Here is a 14,645-nt window from a genome sequence, read left to right on the forward strand (position 1 = left end):
GCGAAAGGGTGAGAACAATGCTCCATACCTACGCTGCAAAATGCGCATTTGCCGCTCTCACAGCCCTCTCCATCTGCACAAGCGCAGCATTCGCCGCGCCCACGGTCCCAGATGCAGAGGCACAGCTGGATGTAATCGCGCGCTCCCACGCCCTAAAGGCGGAGATTGACACAGTCCGCATCCGCAGCCGCGAAAATATGACTGCATATAAATTCTGCGCTGCCGTCACGGATCTTGACGGCGACGGGCGGCTCGAACTCCTCATCAGCCGCCGGACGCTCAGCTATGAGCCGCTCCTGCGTGCGGGAAACGAGATCTCAGAGGAGCAAAAAGAAGGTCTCACAGAGCTTGCGGAGATGTTTCCCCGCTATATCCACGGTGCGGCTTATGAGATCAACGCGGACGGCACACGTCTTGTGCCGCTTGACATCGTGGACAGCAGGACGTCTGCAGAGCTCCCCTATAAGGGCGGCGGCTTTCCCGACCTCATGAGCATCCATGTACGGCCGACAGGGACAAACGGCACTCCGGTCTATTTGGCATCTGCCGCGCGCCTGACCGGCGAGAGCAGCCTGGAAGACGGCCAAGAACGATACGGCATCGTGGGCGAGGGGTACACGATCCGTCTTGAGGACGGTGCGCTCATCGTTGCGCAGACGAGCATCACCAGTGGGACTGCCGGGGTCTACGGAGCATACGTCGAGCCGTACTATACATGGAGCCAGGACCTCGTCACAGGCCGCACATACGATCCGAGCAGCATCCCGCCTGAGAGCCTCCGCACCGACGACGGGCCCACGCTCGATCCCCTCTCATGGGAGTATCTTGAGCAAAATCCACACGAAGCGCTCACGTCCTCATGGTACAGCTGGACGCACGACGGAGCGGCGGTCAGAGGATGAGCGCACGAAAGGTCGTGCCGTAATGCTTTGCACGAAAGGAGGATCCCCATGAAACACTTCAAGAAAGGATTGCTCGCGGCAGCTGCACTCCTTGTTCTCAGTGCGGTTACCGCATCCGCCGCTGCTGCCCCCTATGCCTCATCCTCTACTGCAGCGCACATCAAGCATCCCGCCGATGCGAATACGCAGCTGAAGATCATCGCCGAGGCAGAGCCACTCTGGAAGGACGAATTCGTCGCTCGGTGGGACGAAGGGCAGACACCGCAGCCCCATCTGCTGAACTATGACTCCACCCAGACCCGCTTTGCCGTCACCGACCTCGACGGCAACGGACGCCTCGAACTGCTCTTCCGTCACGCCGCCATGCTGCCTGTTGCTGAGGGCATCACCCCATATCCCTTTCGCAGCATCCCCACAATGGTCGAGATGGCGATCTACGAAATCGGCACGGACGGTCGCCTTGCACGCCTCCCCGAGACGGAAAACGGCTACGGCGCCCCCGATCTGATCGGCCTCTGCGCACTCCATCAGATTAGCGCCGACAACACACGTCCGTACAACATCCGTACGCGAACCATCACAGCCGACGAGCACGGTCACTATCACTATACCGTCGCCTATCAGCAGGTTGCCATCGCGCGCGGCATCGTCACGTGCAAGCTGCTCGCAGAGGAAAACGGCTATTACAACGTCTATGACATCGACCGCATCGAGGAGGTTCCCATCTATGCCAGCATCTACGACGGCAACCCCTCGCATATCGAGATGCCTTATGCGGCCTTCCTGCAGACGGGCTTTTGTCAGGACTTTGACCGAATCTACACGCCGCCCAGTGCCGTACATTGGATGACCGGCGACGAACTCAACCGTGATCCGCGTGAGGCGCTTGCCGCTTCTTGGCAGGGTTTTGTCTACGGTGTCATCGACGGCAAGGGATAAAGATTTTTCACGAAAGGGGTACGGCAATGACATTCATTTCACTCAAAAAAACCATTCTCGCAGCACTTGCCGCGCTCTCGTTGACGGCATCTGCCGCCCCCGCTCCCGGCGCAGCCGCGCCAAGCCCGGAGGCACAGCTGCAGATGCTCGCGGAGGCAGAGCCGCTGTGGAAGGATGAGTTCGTCGCGCGCTGGGACGAGGGGCAGACACCGCAGCCCTATCTCATGCGCTTCAACCGCCGTCTGACGCACATCGCCGTCACCGACCTCGACCACAACGGCAGACTTGAGCTATTGTTTCGCCATGCGATGACGCTGATGGATATATCCGGCCCCCATGCGGCGGGTGTTGTGGATATCCCGATCGATATCAGCCTGTCCGCCTACGAGATCTCTGCGGACGGACGGCTCGAACGCCTCCGCGCAGAGAACGGCTACGATTGGCCCGATCTGATGAACCTCCAGCCCCTCAGTGAGATTGACGAGCATGGCACGCGCTGGCATCATGTCCGCACCGTGACCGTCTCCCGGGGCAGCTGCTTCACGGACAATGATCCTTCATACTCCTATACAGCGTCCTATCAGCGCGTCGCCCTCGACCATGGAACCCTGCGCTGCCAGCTGCTAGCCGTGGAAAAAGGCATCTATCGGGACGTGGACAGCCCCTCCACCTGCAGGAAAATACACGTCTCCGCCAGTGTCTTTGACGGTGATCCCGCTCATACGAATATGAGTGGACGGGATTTTCAGCAGACCGATCTGTATCAGACCTTTGACGAGGCACTCCTGCCGCCAAACTCCATCCGCTGGGTGAGCGGCGACGAGCTCAACCGCGATCCGCGTGAGGCGCTTGCCGCCTCTTGGCAGGGCTTCGCCTACGGCGTCATTGATGGCAGGGGATAAAGGAAGCACGGATCAATGCAGCAATTCCTAAACCATTTTCCACGAAAGGAGCATGACGATGAACTACAAGGCTCTCAAAACCGTGATCGGCGCAGCACTTGCCGCGTTCACCTTCACATCAGCCGCCGCTGCCGCTCCGGCACCGATTGACACGGAGGCACAGCTCGATGTGATGGCGGCATCGGGTGTGATACAGGAGGAAATCAATACCCTCTACCACACATGGGACGGCATCCTAAAGAGCGGTATGAGTAAGCGCAGCCACTATACCTTCTACGCCGCCGTCACCGACCTCGACCACAATGGGCGGCTCGAGCTTCTCATCAGCCGGCACTTCCTGAACAAGGATCCGCTCTACTATGCGGGGGACGGCATCTCGGAGGAGCAGAAAAAGGGACTCCAATACCTCTGCAACAACTATCCGAGCGAGGTCTACGGCGCGGCATACGAGATTAGCGCGGACGGATCGACGCTCGAGCCATACGCCATCAATAATGCGAACACGCAGTTCCCCGACCTCACACGCCTCCATATCAGAGGGAAAAAGAAGGACGGGGTCTACGTCTACGACGTCGATACGCAGCGGATGCCGCGCAACGAGAGCTGGACGAGCGCAACGGATCGCTACGGCATCGTGTGCGATGCCCAGATCGTCTGGGCAGAGGTCGACCTCGGCGTCGGAACGAGCGCCCATACAGAGGGGACTGCAGGCATCTACGGTGATCAGGTCGAGCCGTTCTACACCTCGATGCAGCTCCTTTATCTGAACAAGGATGTCGATCCCTACGGCAGCGAGGCCGAGGCGTTCCTGCGCAACCGTCTCGACAGCGGACGCCGCGTCAACTTCGTTGACTGGCAGGCACTCGACGCGAACGCGCGCACCGCCCTTGCATCCTCATGGTACGGCTGGTCCTATGACGATCAGGACTGACAGGATGCCTGCGCACAGCCTTTGCCGAAATGAGTCCCCCGAAGATCGGCGAAACCTACGGAGGTAATTCCCCATGAACATCAAATCATTTCTATCTGCCCTCCTGCCCGCACTTCTCCTCTCTGCCCCCCTCTGCGCGGCAGCGTCACCTGCGGGCACGGAGATCGTGCTGCACGATACCGTCGAGGAGACGACACAGCCAGCGCAGACTTTGCAGGAGGGCGAGGTGCGGGACTGGATGCGCTCGATCGCATCGCCCGTCCCATGGCTGACGGTGGAGGATCACATTCTGACGGTCTATGACGAGAGCGGCAGCAAGGTATTCTGCGGCGTTTATCCGTCGCTCGAACTCACGGATGACAGCGCATCCCCGCTTGCAAAAGCCCTCGACGACTGGAGTGTGGAACAGTCCATGGCTATTTGGCATAGCCATGTGCGCACATGCAGCGAGGAGGATCGCAGGATCGACGGGAGGCTCGTCACCTACTACACCGATACCGTACCAATTTCACAGTGGGGACGCGTCGATGATCGGGTGATCTCGTTCTTCATGGAGGGTTCTGCCTACACGGGCGGGCTGCATCCCTTCCCCCGTATCGAAGCGTATACGTTCGACCGCGTAAGCGGACGGCAGATCGCGCTCGATGAGATCGTCACGGATCGTACGCTGCTGATCGAGGCCATTGCGGCAGCGTTCCGCACGCAGTACTCTGACATCCTCCAGGATGACTTCCCACGCGGCATCATGGAGGCGCTCCTCATCCAGCATCCGGCAGAGCGAGGACTCACGAGCTTCTGTTGGTACATGGCATCGGACGGCAGCCTCACCATCTACTATCCGGCTTCCGTACTGACGTCCTACGCCGCCGGAGACTTCGCCCTCACGATCACGCGGGACGATGCACCGGGACTTTTTACGGGCGCGTATCTGATGGAATAAACTTCTGTCCAATATGAAGGGACTGTTGCACGAAGCTAGAAAACTTCATGCAACAGTCCCTTATCTTGTGTTGAGACTGTTCCAGCCCCATTTTTTTAGCGTATCATTTCATGTTCATCGCGGTGACTGATCACATAGCGGCCTCGTCCGGCCTCTTTCGCCTCATACAGCGCTTCGTCCGCTTTCTGCAGCAGCAGATCAAATGAGCCATGACCGATTTTCCCCTCGGCAATGCCTGCGCTGACCGATAAGGCAGCGAAGCGCTTATCCTCTTTGAAGGCTTCAAAGAAATCATCAATGAACGCCTGCATACGCTTGGGGATATCCTGGCTCACCACGCCATCCGTAAATATGATGAGAAATTCATCGCCGCCGAGACGAACATTCAGCGTATCGGGGAAATGTTTTTTGATTAAATCGGAGGCTCGTACAAGTGCCTCATCGCCTGCCAGATGACCGTATGTATCGTTCACCGACTTAAAATGATCCAAATCGAGACACGCTACAATCATTTCTTTCGTCTGCAGGTTGGACAAGAACTCATCTAACTGACGGCGGTTTGCAAGCCCTGTGAGCTGGTCGTGCAGCGCCATGTGAATGATATTCTGCTGATATTCGTATTCCTTCGTTACATCACGGGCAATACCTACCGTGCCGATGATCGTATCTCCGTCGAAAATCGGGGTTTTGTAGGTCTTGAGCTTACTCAGACTGCCGTCTGCCTTCATGACCTCCTCATCAAGCAGACAGGTTTTTCGGGCGGCTATGACATCGGCCTCAGTTTCAACGCAGACATAGTCGCTCGCTTCGTAGACTTCCTTCGGAATATTCCAGATATAGTAATGATCTCGTCCTCTTACATCTGTCTTTTTCTTAGCGACCGCCGTACAAAACGCATCATTGACATCCAGATGCATGCCGTGCATATCCTTGAACCAAATCAGATCTGGGAGCGTATTGATCGTCGCCTGCAGCCATGTTTCCTGCAGCCAAGCGTGCTTGCGCTCAGCGATATGCGTCAGGAGATTGGCGAAGTGAAACCGAGCCAGCTCCAGTCCATGATTCACCCAGATATCATCGACTGCGTCATAGTCCTCGTGCGTCAACTGATCCGGATTGTCCGCGCACAGAATCAGCAGGCTGTCGCGCACCGGCATACTTTTGCGAACCATGCTTGGTGTCAGGAAACACGCTTGATCCATGATAATGAGCAATTGCTCCTCATCAGCCAGTTCCTGAACCAGATCTTCTTCCTTCGTGATCGTATAGAAGCTGTGACTGAAACGCTCTTTAGGTGCTATTCCCTTCCAGAGATCAACCTTATCTTCGGCAATACCGATGAAGGCAATCTTTAGCTGCACATGATACAAGGCTATCTCTCCCTTACAAGTAAATGATACAAAACGCTTTCTATTTTTATATAATAAGATATTTATAAGAAAAAGAAAAGTAGTTTAGTAACATTTTCTACACAGACTTTACTGTGCCCCCTTGATCGTCTCACATCTTCTCCGCTGGTGCAATTCTATGCAGGAGTATGCGCGCATATTCTACAGTGCGCACAAAATCCGCCCGTGTCAAAACAAGCAGCACATAGCTGTCAGAGCCGATATCCATCGCCGCGAGAATATGATCGTCCCAGAGGGCATTCAGTACCGCGCTCCACTGCGGGATACTTTGCGTTTCCGCGAACATATCCTCGTCAACAGCAAGTCCCGTGCCTGCCGTCAGCGACTGCACAGCAGCAGTAAAATCCTCCCTCTCGCTCTTACCGTCGAGATCGATCGCCCTGCCCCGCTGCACCAGCACCTTATAAAGAGCGAACCAAGCCGCCGCGACGGCATCCTCATCGCTTCGCCGCAGTTTCTTGCGAAGCTGCCGTGCGCGCGCAGCATCCCCGAGGAGGATCTCCGCGAGTGCGCCGAATGCGTCTGCTGCCCTTTTCGGATCATCCGGCGGCAGCTCAATATACTCTCGTTCATCCGGAAGGACAGCTTTCTGCACAAAAGCTCTCATCGCCCGCACTGCATCATCATAGCTCAGATCGGCAATGCCATAGCGCTTCCCGTGGATCTCCATCGTCAAATCCACCCGATCGCGGCGCTTCCCGCCGACGGCTTTCATGGACGTACAGCCCTTGACCGGATGCGGCGGGCGAATCTCCACAAACATATTGTGCCCCTCGCGCATCGCCTTTAGGTAATTATCTATTCCGACAATATGAAATCCATCACAGTTGAACAGGCTGCTTCTCAGATGCCATCCTTCATACGTGTCGAATACTTTTTCTTGAATCAGATTGTATAGACGTGTACCAAATCCTTGTTTCATTGAAAGCCCTCGATACAAAACATTCCAATGTTTTTTTACACAATCACCTTACGATATTTCACGGCACAGGTCAAGCAAACACCTCTCAAATATCATTCATATTTTTTGTTAAATTCCATCAGTTTTATTGATTTTCTCTCTCACTTTCGCTATAATAAGGACAGAATCAATCGATGGTTTCACCTCTCTCTATTTCAACAGGAGGTATGTCCAATGAATCAGGAACAACTCAGACGCATGACGCATGACAAGGGCTTCATCGCGGCGCTCGACCAGAGCGGCGGCTCCACGCCAAAGGCGCTCAAGGCGTACGGCATCGACGAGAGTGCCTACAACGGCGACGAGGAGATGTTCACGCGCGTCCACGAGATGCGCACGCGCATCATCAAAAGCCCCTCCTTCGACAAACACGAGATCCTCGCGGCAATCCTCTTTGAGAACACCATGGATCGCCGGATCGACAGCCTCTTTACCGCAGATTTCCTCTGGAATCAGAAGGGCATCATCCCCATCCTGAAGGTCGACAAGGGGCTTGCGGAGGAGAAGGACGGCGTCCAGCTCATGAAGCCGATCCCCGATCTCGACAAACTGCTCGACCGCGCAAACGAGCGCCATATCTTTGGCACGAAGATGCGCTCCGTTATCAAGCAGGCGAATCCGGACGGCATCCGCGCCATCATCGACCAGCAATTCGAGGTCGGCATGCAGATCGTCCGCAAGGGACTCGTCCCCATCCTCGAACCCGAGGTTGACATCCACTGCCCCGACAAGGCAATGGCAGAGGAGATCATGCTAGGCTGCATGAAGGAACATCTGGCGAGACTGCCCGCAGACGCCAAGATCATGTTCAAGGTCACCATCCCGACCGTCGACAACCTCTATGCGGAGATTATGAAAGACCCGCACGTCATCCGCGTCGTTGCCCTCAGCGGCGGCTACACGATGGACGATGCAAACGAAAAACTCGCGCGCAACCACGGCCTCATCGCCAGCTTCTCCCGCGCCCTCGCGCAGGATCTGCGCGCCAGCCAGAGCGACGACGATTTCAACGTCGTCCTCAAGAAGGCCGTTGACGCCATCTATCGGGCATCCATTACCTGAGGACATTGATATTCCCCCTATATTCTCACGAACAATCCCCCGTCGCAGAGCTGCGGCGGGGGATTTGTTTGTATGCATTTTGCCAGATACAATGGACAGGTTATACAACCTACAACATTTTATCAGATATGGATGGTCTAAAAATATAGCAATAAGTAGTTTCTATACGACGAAAACAGACAGTCCGGACGCATAGCAAAGTCTATACGCTCAATGCAGCACTTCCGCCCGCCCCTGCATCATCATTGCGAGCTGCATTTCCAGCTCCTTGCACTCCGCCATATAGTGCGCGATCTGACGTTTTAGTTCATCTTTTCGCTCATCTATCGCCCGAGGGTTTTCGAGCAGGGCACGGTGTTTGAAGGGGTGTTCCTGCTCCAGTCGTTCGAGCGCAGCGCAGCATTTTCGGATGCGCTCCTCGGTTCGCTTCAGTGCTGCCCGCATCTCTTCGAGCATAGAGGTGCTGGCATCTTGCCCGTCTCCTGGGGCAGCGGCGTCGGCATCCGCATATTTTGACTCCACGATGGCGGCGAGGATTTCGAGCCGCGCGAGATCGCCGAGAGCATAGGCGTCCATCGCCCCCTGCCATAGCCGCTTCATCTCCGCCGACTGCTCCAGCTGGAGATCCGGATGCAGCTTCTTTGCGAGCTGCCGATAGAGATGCTTGAGCCGCTTCGCATCCACATCCGTCAGCTCCTCCGCCTTGAGAATCTTTGCTGCGCGCTCCCGCTCCGCCTCCATCTGCCGCAGCTTTTCTTCGTATTCGTGAAACTCCTGCACGATTTGCGCATCGATCGCCGCCGCATCCGGTTCTGCTCCACGGTTCATATATGCCCGCGCGAGGGCGATCCGACGGCGCAGCTCCGAACTCCGAACAAAGGCTGCATAGCACTGCTGTTCAAGCGCACCGAACGCCTCCGTATACCGCGCTTCCCAGTAGGGCTTTTGCTGCAAAACCTGATCATCATAGGCGCATAGGAGCGTGCTCAGCCGTTTGAGCGCCGCCCGCTGCGCCTCCTTTAGCCATGCATACTCCTCATGAACTACAGTTTCCATTCCCCTACTCCCGCAAAAACAAATCAAGCTCCATCACGAGATCATCCGCATCGACCTGCGTGATCTTCACATAGAGCAGTTTTCCTGCATCCATGAGCCGCGCAGGGATGTGGTTCATGCGGCGCGGCATATAGCCGAGCTTTTTTTGTGCCGCATCGACGACCTTGATCGCATAGGTATCGTGTTCGTTCTCCGGCTCGCGCAGAAGATTCAGCATATCCCCCGCCCGCATATCTTTAACGAGATCGCCCCACCCCTCCACATAGTATGCTCCCGCAATGGGGAAATGCGTGAGATAGATTTCCTGGGCGAACGGCGCGGGCGGGAGTGTGTCACCGCCCCAAGCACCGACCAGCGCACTCGGCATTCCCTTCGTCAGCTGCATCGGATTCGCCTCCTATACATCCCCTACAAGATCTCAAAGAACACCTTCAAATCTCATTCTACTACAAAAATGGGCAAATGGAAGCAGCTAACAGAACAGGATCGTATAAAATAGTATTCAGCATATTTTCCAACTTGCAGAGATGTCAGCTGTGACCACATTAAATTCATTCGCATCCGCTCGTCTCATTTCGCCCTGCATATTTTTTACCGGAGCATCCTCTGTACGTTCTGATAGACCGCATCATCCTGCGCACTGAAGCTCACGATGGTCACGCGCATGTCTGCATCCGGATGCGCGTCAAGCCACTCCCAAATTGTCATGAGTGCGATCTCTGCCGCCGCCTCCTTCGGGTAGCCGTAGACACCGGTCGAGATGGCAGGAAACGCGATGGTATGCAGCCCGTGTGCCCGTGCGAGTTCAAGAGAGTTCCAATAGCAGGAGCGCAGGAATTCCGCATCGGATGCAGTGCCGTTGTAGACGGGACCGACCGTATGAATCACATAACGCGCAGGCAGACGATATCCCTTTGTAATCTTTGCTGCACCCGTCTCACAGCCGCCAAGTGTACGGCACTCCGCGAGGAGTTCTCTGCCCGCCGCCCGATGAATCGCTCCGTCAACGCCACCGCCGCCAAGGAGGCTCCGATTCGCCGCGTTTACGATGGCATCTACGGCGAGCGTCGTAATATCACCCACGACATAGACCATCTCATTCTTCGATGCGTTCGGTTCCAATATCATCATTCCTCTCAATCACTCGTATTTTCTCGATATAAAAAGTATAACACAAGAGTTCCGTGGACGAACGAGCAGGTCTTTTGGGTGTCGGCGCGGAGGATGGAGAAGCGGCGCGGCAGGTGCGCATCGCGGCGAACCGACAGAGAGGACCGCACAACAGCCTCCCCTTCTTTTTCTCAGCCGTTCTGTGACCAGTCCCTTTGGAGAGGTTCGCCGTCGTTCACACGGATGAAAATTTCCTGCCCGCTGTCATCTCGGTGCTCAAACTCGATCGACCAGTCCTGGATTTCTCCGTCCGTCGCTGTCCGCAGGACGTGCAGCCCCATGCCGGGGCCGTCGGCGAGGGCATTGTAGGAGACGACCTCCTGCCCGTTGATGGCGTTGCCGAGAACCTCCAGGCATTTTGTGCCGTCCTCATTGTACCACTCGCCCTGCATCCACGCCATCTGTACGGCGATCTCATCCGCACTCTGAACGCGTTCCGCCGGCATCAATGCTTCCTGCTGCACATCTTGCTCCGGCTGCCGCATCTCTGCATCGGCAGCCGTCACGACGCCGTGCACCGAGAGTGCAAACAGCGCCCCCATGAGCACACATAGCTTTTTCATGATGAACCTCCTATCCTAGTCCACCGTCCACTCGTTGACGTTCCAAAAGATCCCGCTGCCGCGATGGCCGAGCAGCATATCCTCGGTAATGCCGTGAATGCGCGTGTTTGTCACATAGATGGAGTCGACATAGCAGAGGAAGGTATACGGCGGATCCTTTGCCAGCTCCTCCTGAAAGAGTCCGTACAGGCGCATCCGCTCGGCTGGATCGCTCGTCTGCCGTGCCGCCGTGAGACAGGCATCCACGCGCGGGTTCGCATAGCGCCCCTCGTTGGCAACTTGCTGCGTTCCGAACACCTTGTATGTGTGTGCATCTGCGTCGAGCGGATTGCCCCAGCCGATGAGATACGCCATCTGCCCGTCCCAGTCCACCTGCGCCGGCTGCTCAACGGTGCAGTGAATGCCGGCCGCATTCAGCTGCTCTGATGCTGCCGTCACGATTTCAAACCGTCCGAATCGGTCATTTTGCACGGACAGGACGAATCCGACTTCCTCTCCGCCGCGCTCGTAGTATCCATGCGCCCCCATCGTGCAGCCTGCCGCCTCGAGCAGCGCCCGTGCCTGTGCGGGGTTGTAGTCATAGTGCTCGATGTTCGGGTTGTTGTAGCGATTCCTCTGCAAGGGGCCATACGCCGGAATGCCCTGTCCGAACAGAACATCGCGGACGATCGCCTCTCGGTTGACGGCATAGGAGATCGCAGGAATGAGGTCACGGTTCCGCTGCCAGTAGGGATGTTTGAAGTTATATAGGATGGCGCGGTAATCCGTCGTCTTCATATCATAGCAGCGAAAGCCGCTCTTGCCGGCAAAGGCATCGGCATTTTTCGGTGTGAGCCGCGCCATGTCGATCTTCCCGTCCGCAAGCCCTGCCGCCTCATCGTCGTCATTCGCCGTCACGCGAAAGATGACGTGCTCGATCTTCGGCGCGCCCCGGTAATAGTGCTCGTTCCGTACAAGGACAATTTCCTTGCCCGCCGCCCAGCTCTCGATTCTGTAGGGGCCCGTCCCGATCGGATGACGGAAGAATCCTGTCTGGGCAAGATCCTTGCCCGCCAAGAGATGTGCCGGCAGAAGGGGCTGCGTCATATAGTCGAGGAACGCCTCGTTATGCGCGGCAAGACGGATGCGCACAGTGTGCTCGTCCACCGCCGTGATCTCGCTCACATCCTCGAAGTACGGGCGCTGCAGGGACCTATTGTTTGGGTCGAGGATCGCCTCGATGGTGAACTTCACATCGTCCGCGCAAAGAGGCTCCCCATCGTGCCACGTCACGTCCGCGCGGAGGTGAAAGGTATAGGTGTGCGTCGCCGTATCATACACCCACGACTCCGCGAGTGCGGGAACCGTCGCTCCTGTGCCGTCGCGGCGCATGAGTCCGTCAAAGAGCAGCGGGTCGATCTCCCCGTACTCATCGCGCAGCGGATTGATCCATTCATAGTCGTGCGAGCCGCAGACAATCTGCGACCCGGTCACCTCCGCAGACCGCTTCTCCCCGCAGCCGGAAATGAGCACAAGAAATACCGCCATGATGCATAGCAGCGACTTCTTCATCCACATCATCCTCTGATCGAAAGTATTTTGTCCTGCGTTTCTGCAAATAATTTTTGTCACGTATCGTAAAGCGTGAACGTGACAAAGCTGCGGTTTTTGCCAAAATGAAGGGTCTGCCCATGCCCGATGTATGCGGGTGCGATGGAACTCTCTGTCTGCTCCTGCGGCGTACGGCTCAGACCGTAGGCACGGGCGAATTCCTCGAGGGCGCTGTCCACGGCAAGCCCCGAGCGGTCAAAGCGCAGCGGGCTGCCCGGCAGGAGAACGATGGTTGTCACCATGCCGGACTGCTCATAGACCAGAGCCTTCTGCGCGGGGTAATAGGAACCGTAGGGATAGGTGCGTCCTCCTGCCGCGAGGGGTGCCTCCTTCGTCAGCTTGACCTCCGTGCCAAAACGCTGCGTCACATCACGCATGCGCATGCCGGGCGCAATGCCGCCGACCGTCTCATAGTAGGTCGGGGTTTCGCGCAGGAGTCCCTCGCCGCCGGCAACCGTGATGAAATACTGGCCGTCCCCGAAGCTCGTCCATCCGATCTGCAGGCTGCGCGGTCCCGCTGCCTCCATGATCCGAAAGACACCCACACCACGTGCTGCGCTGCCCGCGAAGGAGCCAACCTCGATGACAGGACATCCGTTGATCCTGCCGTCCCCAATCGTCGCAGCCACCCTGCCGTCCGTGTCATACCACGTCCCCGCGAACCGATCGAGCTGGGGCACATCGAGCGTCCCGCCATCCTGTGCTGCCGCTGCGCCCTGCCCCGCAAGCAGGATAAGCGCGCATAGGGCAAGCAAAAGCAATCGTTTCATCGTGCACCTCCTGTTGCTGCAAGTCTTTCGTGGACTAAATTTATCAGTATTCCCTTTATTATAACCGAACGACAGCGGAAAGCATACTGTCATAGATGACAGGTCGGGCAAAAACCTCAAAAATTTCCAAAAACCTGTCATTTGTGACAGGTCACAAACGATTCTTTTTATGCTAAGATAAAATCAATAAGTATAGAAGCAGCTCTGCCGCATGGATCTGTATGAAACGAAGGGAGTGTCTTCCATGAAGATCAAATCATTGCTCTGCGCCGCTATCCTCGCGCTCATTCTTCTCCCCGCCGCCCTGTGCGCGGCAGAAATCACGGATGAGGATATGGCACTCGGCGGCATCCGTATCGGCGATACGCGTGCCGAGGTCGAGGCGCTCTACGGCAAAGGCAATCGCGTCGCGGACGGGGTGGATGTGTGGAACGGCGAGGATGTCGGCATGCACGTCATCGATTACGGCGCGTCGCTCAGCGTGACGTACCGCAGCTCGGACATGGGCTGGCACGTCATCAGCGTGCATCTTGGCGTGAACGATGTAAATGAGTACAACACGGAGCCGTCCGATGAGGCACGGAGCTTCGAGACGCCGCGCGGCATCCATCTGGACAGCACGCGAGAGGATCTCGATGCGGCTTACGGCTATCTGCCAAAGCCGAAGTGCAGCAACAATGCGCCGCCCGTCTGCGGCTATTTCTACGATGGGGAAACGGCACAGCTCGCATTTTACATCTGTGCCGAGCACAGCCCCGGCATCCGCTCCATCTGGCTGCACGAGAAGTAATTCCCCAAAAAAGCATAAGAAAATGGCTGCTGTGATGAAGGATTTCCCTTCGCACAGCAGCCGTTTTTGTGTGCCTAGCAGGAGTTCATAGCGCTTTCAGTACGCCGCTCACATCTTCTCCCACGCAGTAAACTCGTGGGCACGTGCTCCTCCACCGATATCCACACCGTTGTGGTAGTAGTCGTAGTAGCCGTATTCCTCAAGGTAGTCACGCACGGCAATGTTCCCCGTATAGACCGTATGCCTGCCGCTCGGCAGCGCACTCTTGAACTCGCTGACCGCCGACGACGGCGAGCTCGGCTCGAACATCTTGATCGAACTGCCATCCTTGAGGAAGATTGCGAACTTGCCCGACTTCACATAGTTCTGGAAATCGCTCTGGCTGATCGTTCCGCTCCACATCGCAAACGTCATGGAGGACATCGCCAGCATCAGTGTGAATACCAGTGCCATTACCTTTGCTGCCCGTTTCATCGTACATCATCTCCTTTACAGATCAACAACGGGTTGCCTGAGACAAATGAACCTGCGCAGTTCACTTGTCTTATTATAAAACAAAACGATATGACAGCGTACTGTAGCAAATGACAGGTTTTGCAAAAAAATTTCAAAAACCTGTCATTTGTGACAGGTCACACGGAGCTTTTTCTATGCTAAGAT

General features: G+C 56.4%; 17 protein-coding genes. 8 read left to right on the forward strand and 9 right to left on the reverse strand.

Annotated features, from left to right (window positions below):
• The first annotated feature begins 17 nt into the window (after window positions 1-17).
• The 5 genes from HMPREF1992_RS07450 (at window position 18) to HMPREF1992_RS07470 (ending at window position 4,614) form a co-directional block, all read left to right on the forward strand.
• A complete protein-coding gene (locus tag HMPREF1992_RS07450; RefSeq protein ID WP_021685270.1) occupies window positions 18-902 on the forward strand; it encodes a hypothetical protein in 885 nt (294 codons plus the stop codon).
• 48 nt (window positions 903-950) lie between these two features.
• On the forward strand, window positions 951-1,841 hold the full coding sequence (locus HMPREF1992_RS07455) for a hypothetical protein (protein WP_021685271.1): 891 nt from the start codon (window positions 951-953) through the stop codon (window positions 1,839-1,841).
• A 26-nt stretch (window positions 1,842-1,867) separates the two neighbouring features.
• Complete coding sequence (locus tag HMPREF1992_RS07460; protein ID WP_021685272.1) at window positions 1,868-2,743, forward strand: hypothetical protein; 876 nt, start codon at window positions 1,868-1,870, stop codon at window positions 2,741-2,743.
• Between the two features lie 58 nt (window positions 2,744-2,801).
• Window positions 2,802-3,674, forward strand: coding sequence for a hypothetical protein (locus HMPREF1992_RS07465; protein ID WP_071782455.1), 873 nt, complete (start codon window positions 2,802-2,804; stop codon window positions 3,672-3,674).
• 73 nt (window positions 3,675-3,747) lie between these two features.
• Complete coding sequence (locus HMPREF1992_RS07470; RefSeq protein ID WP_021685274.1) at window positions 3,748-4,614, forward strand: hypothetical protein; 867 nt, start codon at window positions 3,748-3,750, stop codon at window positions 4,612-4,614.
• A 95-nt stretch (window positions 4,615-4,709) separates the two neighbouring features.
• Here the strand turns inward: HMPREF1992_RS07470 and HMPREF1992_RS07475 are convergent, their stop codons facing one another.
• On the reverse strand, window positions 4,710-5,975 hold the full coding sequence (locus HMPREF1992_RS07475; RefSeq protein WP_021685275.1) for a sensor domain-containing diguanylate cyclase: 1,266 nt from the start codon (window positions 5,973-5,975) through the stop codon (window positions 4,710-4,712).
• A gap of 139 nt (window positions 5,976-6,114) precedes the next feature.
• Window positions 6,115-6,945, reverse strand: coding sequence for a DUF6630 family protein (locus tag HMPREF1992_RS07480; protein WP_021685276.1), 831 nt, complete (start codon window positions 6,943-6,945; stop codon window positions 6,115-6,117).
• Between the two features lie 213 nt (window positions 6,946-7,158).
• On the opposite strand from HMPREF1992_RS07480, the gene HMPREF1992_RS07485 reads away from it, so the two are divergent.
• On the forward strand, window positions 7,159-8,046 hold the full coding sequence (locus HMPREF1992_RS07485) for a fructose bisphosphate aldolase (protein ID WP_037359025.1): 888 nt from the start codon (window positions 7,159-7,161) through the stop codon (window positions 8,044-8,046).
• A 210-nt stretch (window positions 8,047-8,256) separates the two neighbouring features.
• On the opposite strand, the gene HMPREF1992_RS07490 is transcribed toward HMPREF1992_RS07485, so the two are convergent.
• The 3 genes from HMPREF1992_RS07490 to HMPREF1992_RS07500 all read right to left on the reverse strand — a co-directional run bounded on the left by HMPREF1992_RS07490 (window position 8,257) and on the right by HMPREF1992_RS07500 (window position 10,233).
• The gene (locus HMPREF1992_RS07490) at window positions 8,257-9,102 is read right to left on the reverse strand and encodes a molecular chaperone DnaJ (RefSeq protein ID WP_021685279.1); all 846 of its coding nucleotides are present in this window, start codon (window positions 9,100-9,102) and stop codon (window positions 8,257-8,259) included.
• Window positions 9,103-9,106: 4 nt separating this feature from the next.
• Window positions 9,107-9,487 carry an HIRAN domain-containing protein gene (locus HMPREF1992_RS07495; protein WP_021685280.1) on the reverse strand — a complete coding sequence of 127 codons (381 nt, stop codon included), beginning with the start codon at window positions 9,485-9,487 and terminating at the stop codon, window positions 9,107-9,109.
• 206 nt (window positions 9,488-9,693) lie between these two features.
• Window positions 9,694-10,233: an O-acetyl-ADP-ribose deacetylase gene (locus tag HMPREF1992_RS07500; RefSeq protein WP_021685281.1), complete on the reverse strand. Its 540-nt coding sequence runs from the start codon at window positions 10,231-10,233 to the stop codon at window positions 9,694-9,696.
• Between the two features lie 53 nt (window positions 10,234-10,286).
• Between HMPREF1992_RS07500 and HMPREF1992_RS11920 the strand changes: the two genes are divergently transcribed.
• Window positions 10,287-10,418, forward strand: coding sequence for a hypothetical protein (locus HMPREF1992_RS11920; RefSeq protein ID WP_255346848.1), 132 nt, complete (start codon window positions 10,287-10,289; stop codon window positions 10,416-10,418).
• Here HMPREF1992_RS11920 and HMPREF1992_RS07505 read toward each other — a convergent pair.
• From HMPREF1992_RS07505 to HMPREF1992_RS07515, 3 genes are all read right to left on the reverse strand, one after another.
• On the reverse strand, window positions 10,404-10,835 hold the full coding sequence (locus HMPREF1992_RS07505; RefSeq protein WP_021685282.1) for a hypothetical protein: 432 nt from the start codon (window positions 10,833-10,835) through the stop codon (window positions 10,404-10,406). The genes HMPREF1992_RS11920 and HMPREF1992_RS07505 overlap by 15 nt on opposite strands.
• A 15-nt stretch (window positions 10,836-10,850) precedes the next feature.
• Window positions 10,851-12,362, reverse strand: coding sequence for an ABC transporter substrate-binding protein (locus tag HMPREF1992_RS07510; protein WP_231366972.1), 1,512 nt, complete (start codon window positions 12,360-12,362; stop codon window positions 10,851-10,853).
• Between the two features lie 80 nt (window positions 12,363-12,442).
• A complete protein-coding gene (locus tag HMPREF1992_RS07515) occupies window positions 12,443-13,195 on the reverse strand; it encodes a hypothetical protein (protein WP_021685284.1) in 753 nt (250 codons plus the stop codon).
• A gap of 244 nt (window positions 13,196-13,439) precedes the next feature.
• Between HMPREF1992_RS07515 and HMPREF1992_RS07520 the strand changes: the two genes are divergently transcribed.
• Complete coding sequence (locus HMPREF1992_RS07520; RefSeq protein WP_037359031.1) at window positions 13,440-13,985, forward strand: hypothetical protein; 546 nt, start codon at window positions 13,440-13,442, stop codon at window positions 13,983-13,985.
• 108 nt (window positions 13,986-14,093) lie between these two features.
• Here the strand turns inward: HMPREF1992_RS07520 and HMPREF1992_RS07525 are convergent, their stop codons facing one another.
• Entirely contained in the window at window positions 14,094-14,459 is a 366-nt protein-coding gene (locus tag HMPREF1992_RS07525) for a hypothetical protein (protein WP_021685286.1), read from the reverse strand.
• Window positions 14,460-14,645 lie beyond the last annotated feature (186 nt).

The sequence above is a fragment of the Selenomonas sp. oral taxon 892 str. F0426 genome, assembly GCF_000468035.1.
In the GTDB taxonomy this organism is placed as follows: domain Bacteria; phylum Bacillota; class Negativicutes; order Selenomonadales; family Selenomonadaceae; genus Centipeda.

Excerpts from the sequence above, each read along its gene's own strand:
- HMPREF1992_RS07500 (WP_021685281.1), bottom strand. The coding sequence starts at position 10,233 with ATGATGATATTGGAACCGAACGCATCGAAGAATGAGATGGTCTATGTC.
- HMPREF1992_RS07460 (WP_021685272.1), top strand. The coding sequence starts at position 1,868 with ATGACATTCATTTCACTCAAAAAAACCATTCTCGCAGCACTTGCCGCG.
- HMPREF1992_RS07510 (WP_231366972.1), bottom strand. The coding sequence starts at position 12,362 with ATGGCGGTATTTCTTGTGCTCATTTCCGGCTGCGGGGAGAAGCGGTCT.
- HMPREF1992_RS07515 (WP_021685284.1), bottom strand. The coding sequence starts at position 13,195 with ATGAAACGATTGCTTTTGCTTGCCCTATGCGCGCTTATCCTGCTTGCG.
- HMPREF1992_RS07450 (WP_021685270.1), top strand. The coding sequence starts at position 18 with ATGCTCCATACCTACGCTGCAAAATGCGCATTTGCCGCTCTCACAGCC.
- HMPREF1992_RS07505 (WP_021685282.1), bottom strand. The coding sequence starts at position 10,835 with ATGAAAAAGCTATGTGTGCTCATGGGGGCGCTGTTTGCACTCTCGGTG.
- HMPREF1992_RS07495 (WP_021685280.1), bottom strand. The coding sequence starts at position 9,487 with ATGCAGCTGACGAAGGGAATGCCGAGTGCGCTGGTCGGTGCTTGGGGC.
- HMPREF1992_RS07485 (WP_037359025.1), top strand. The coding sequence starts at position 7,159 with ATGAATCAGGAACAACTCAGACGCATGACGCATGACAAGGGCTTCATC.
- HMPREF1992_RS07490 (WP_021685279.1), bottom strand. The coding sequence starts at position 9,102 with ATGGAAACTGTAGTTCATGAGGAGTATGCATGGCTAAAGGAGGCGCAG.
- HMPREF1992_RS07455 (WP_021685271.1), top strand. The coding sequence starts at position 951 with ATGAAACACTTCAAGAAAGGATTGCTCGCGGCAGCTGCACTCCTTGTT.
- HMPREF1992_RS07525 (WP_021685286.1), bottom strand. The coding sequence starts at position 14,459 with ATGAAACGGGCAGCAAAGGTAATGGCACTGGTATTCACACTGATGCTG.
- HMPREF1992_RS07480 (WP_021685276.1), bottom strand. The coding sequence starts at position 6,945 with ATGAAACAAGGATTTGGTACACGTCTATACAATCTGATTCAAGAAAAA.
- HMPREF1992_RS07520 (WP_037359031.1), top strand. The coding sequence starts at position 13,440 with ATGAAGATCAAATCATTGCTCTGCGCCGCTATCCTCGCGCTCATTCTT.
- HMPREF1992_RS07465 (WP_071782455.1), top strand. The coding sequence starts at position 2,802 with ATGAACTACAAGGCTCTCAAAACCGTGATCGGCGCAGCACTTGCCGCG.
- HMPREF1992_RS07470 (WP_021685274.1), top strand. The coding sequence starts at position 3,748 with ATGAACATCAAATCATTTCTATCTGCCCTCCTGCCCGCACTTCTCCTC.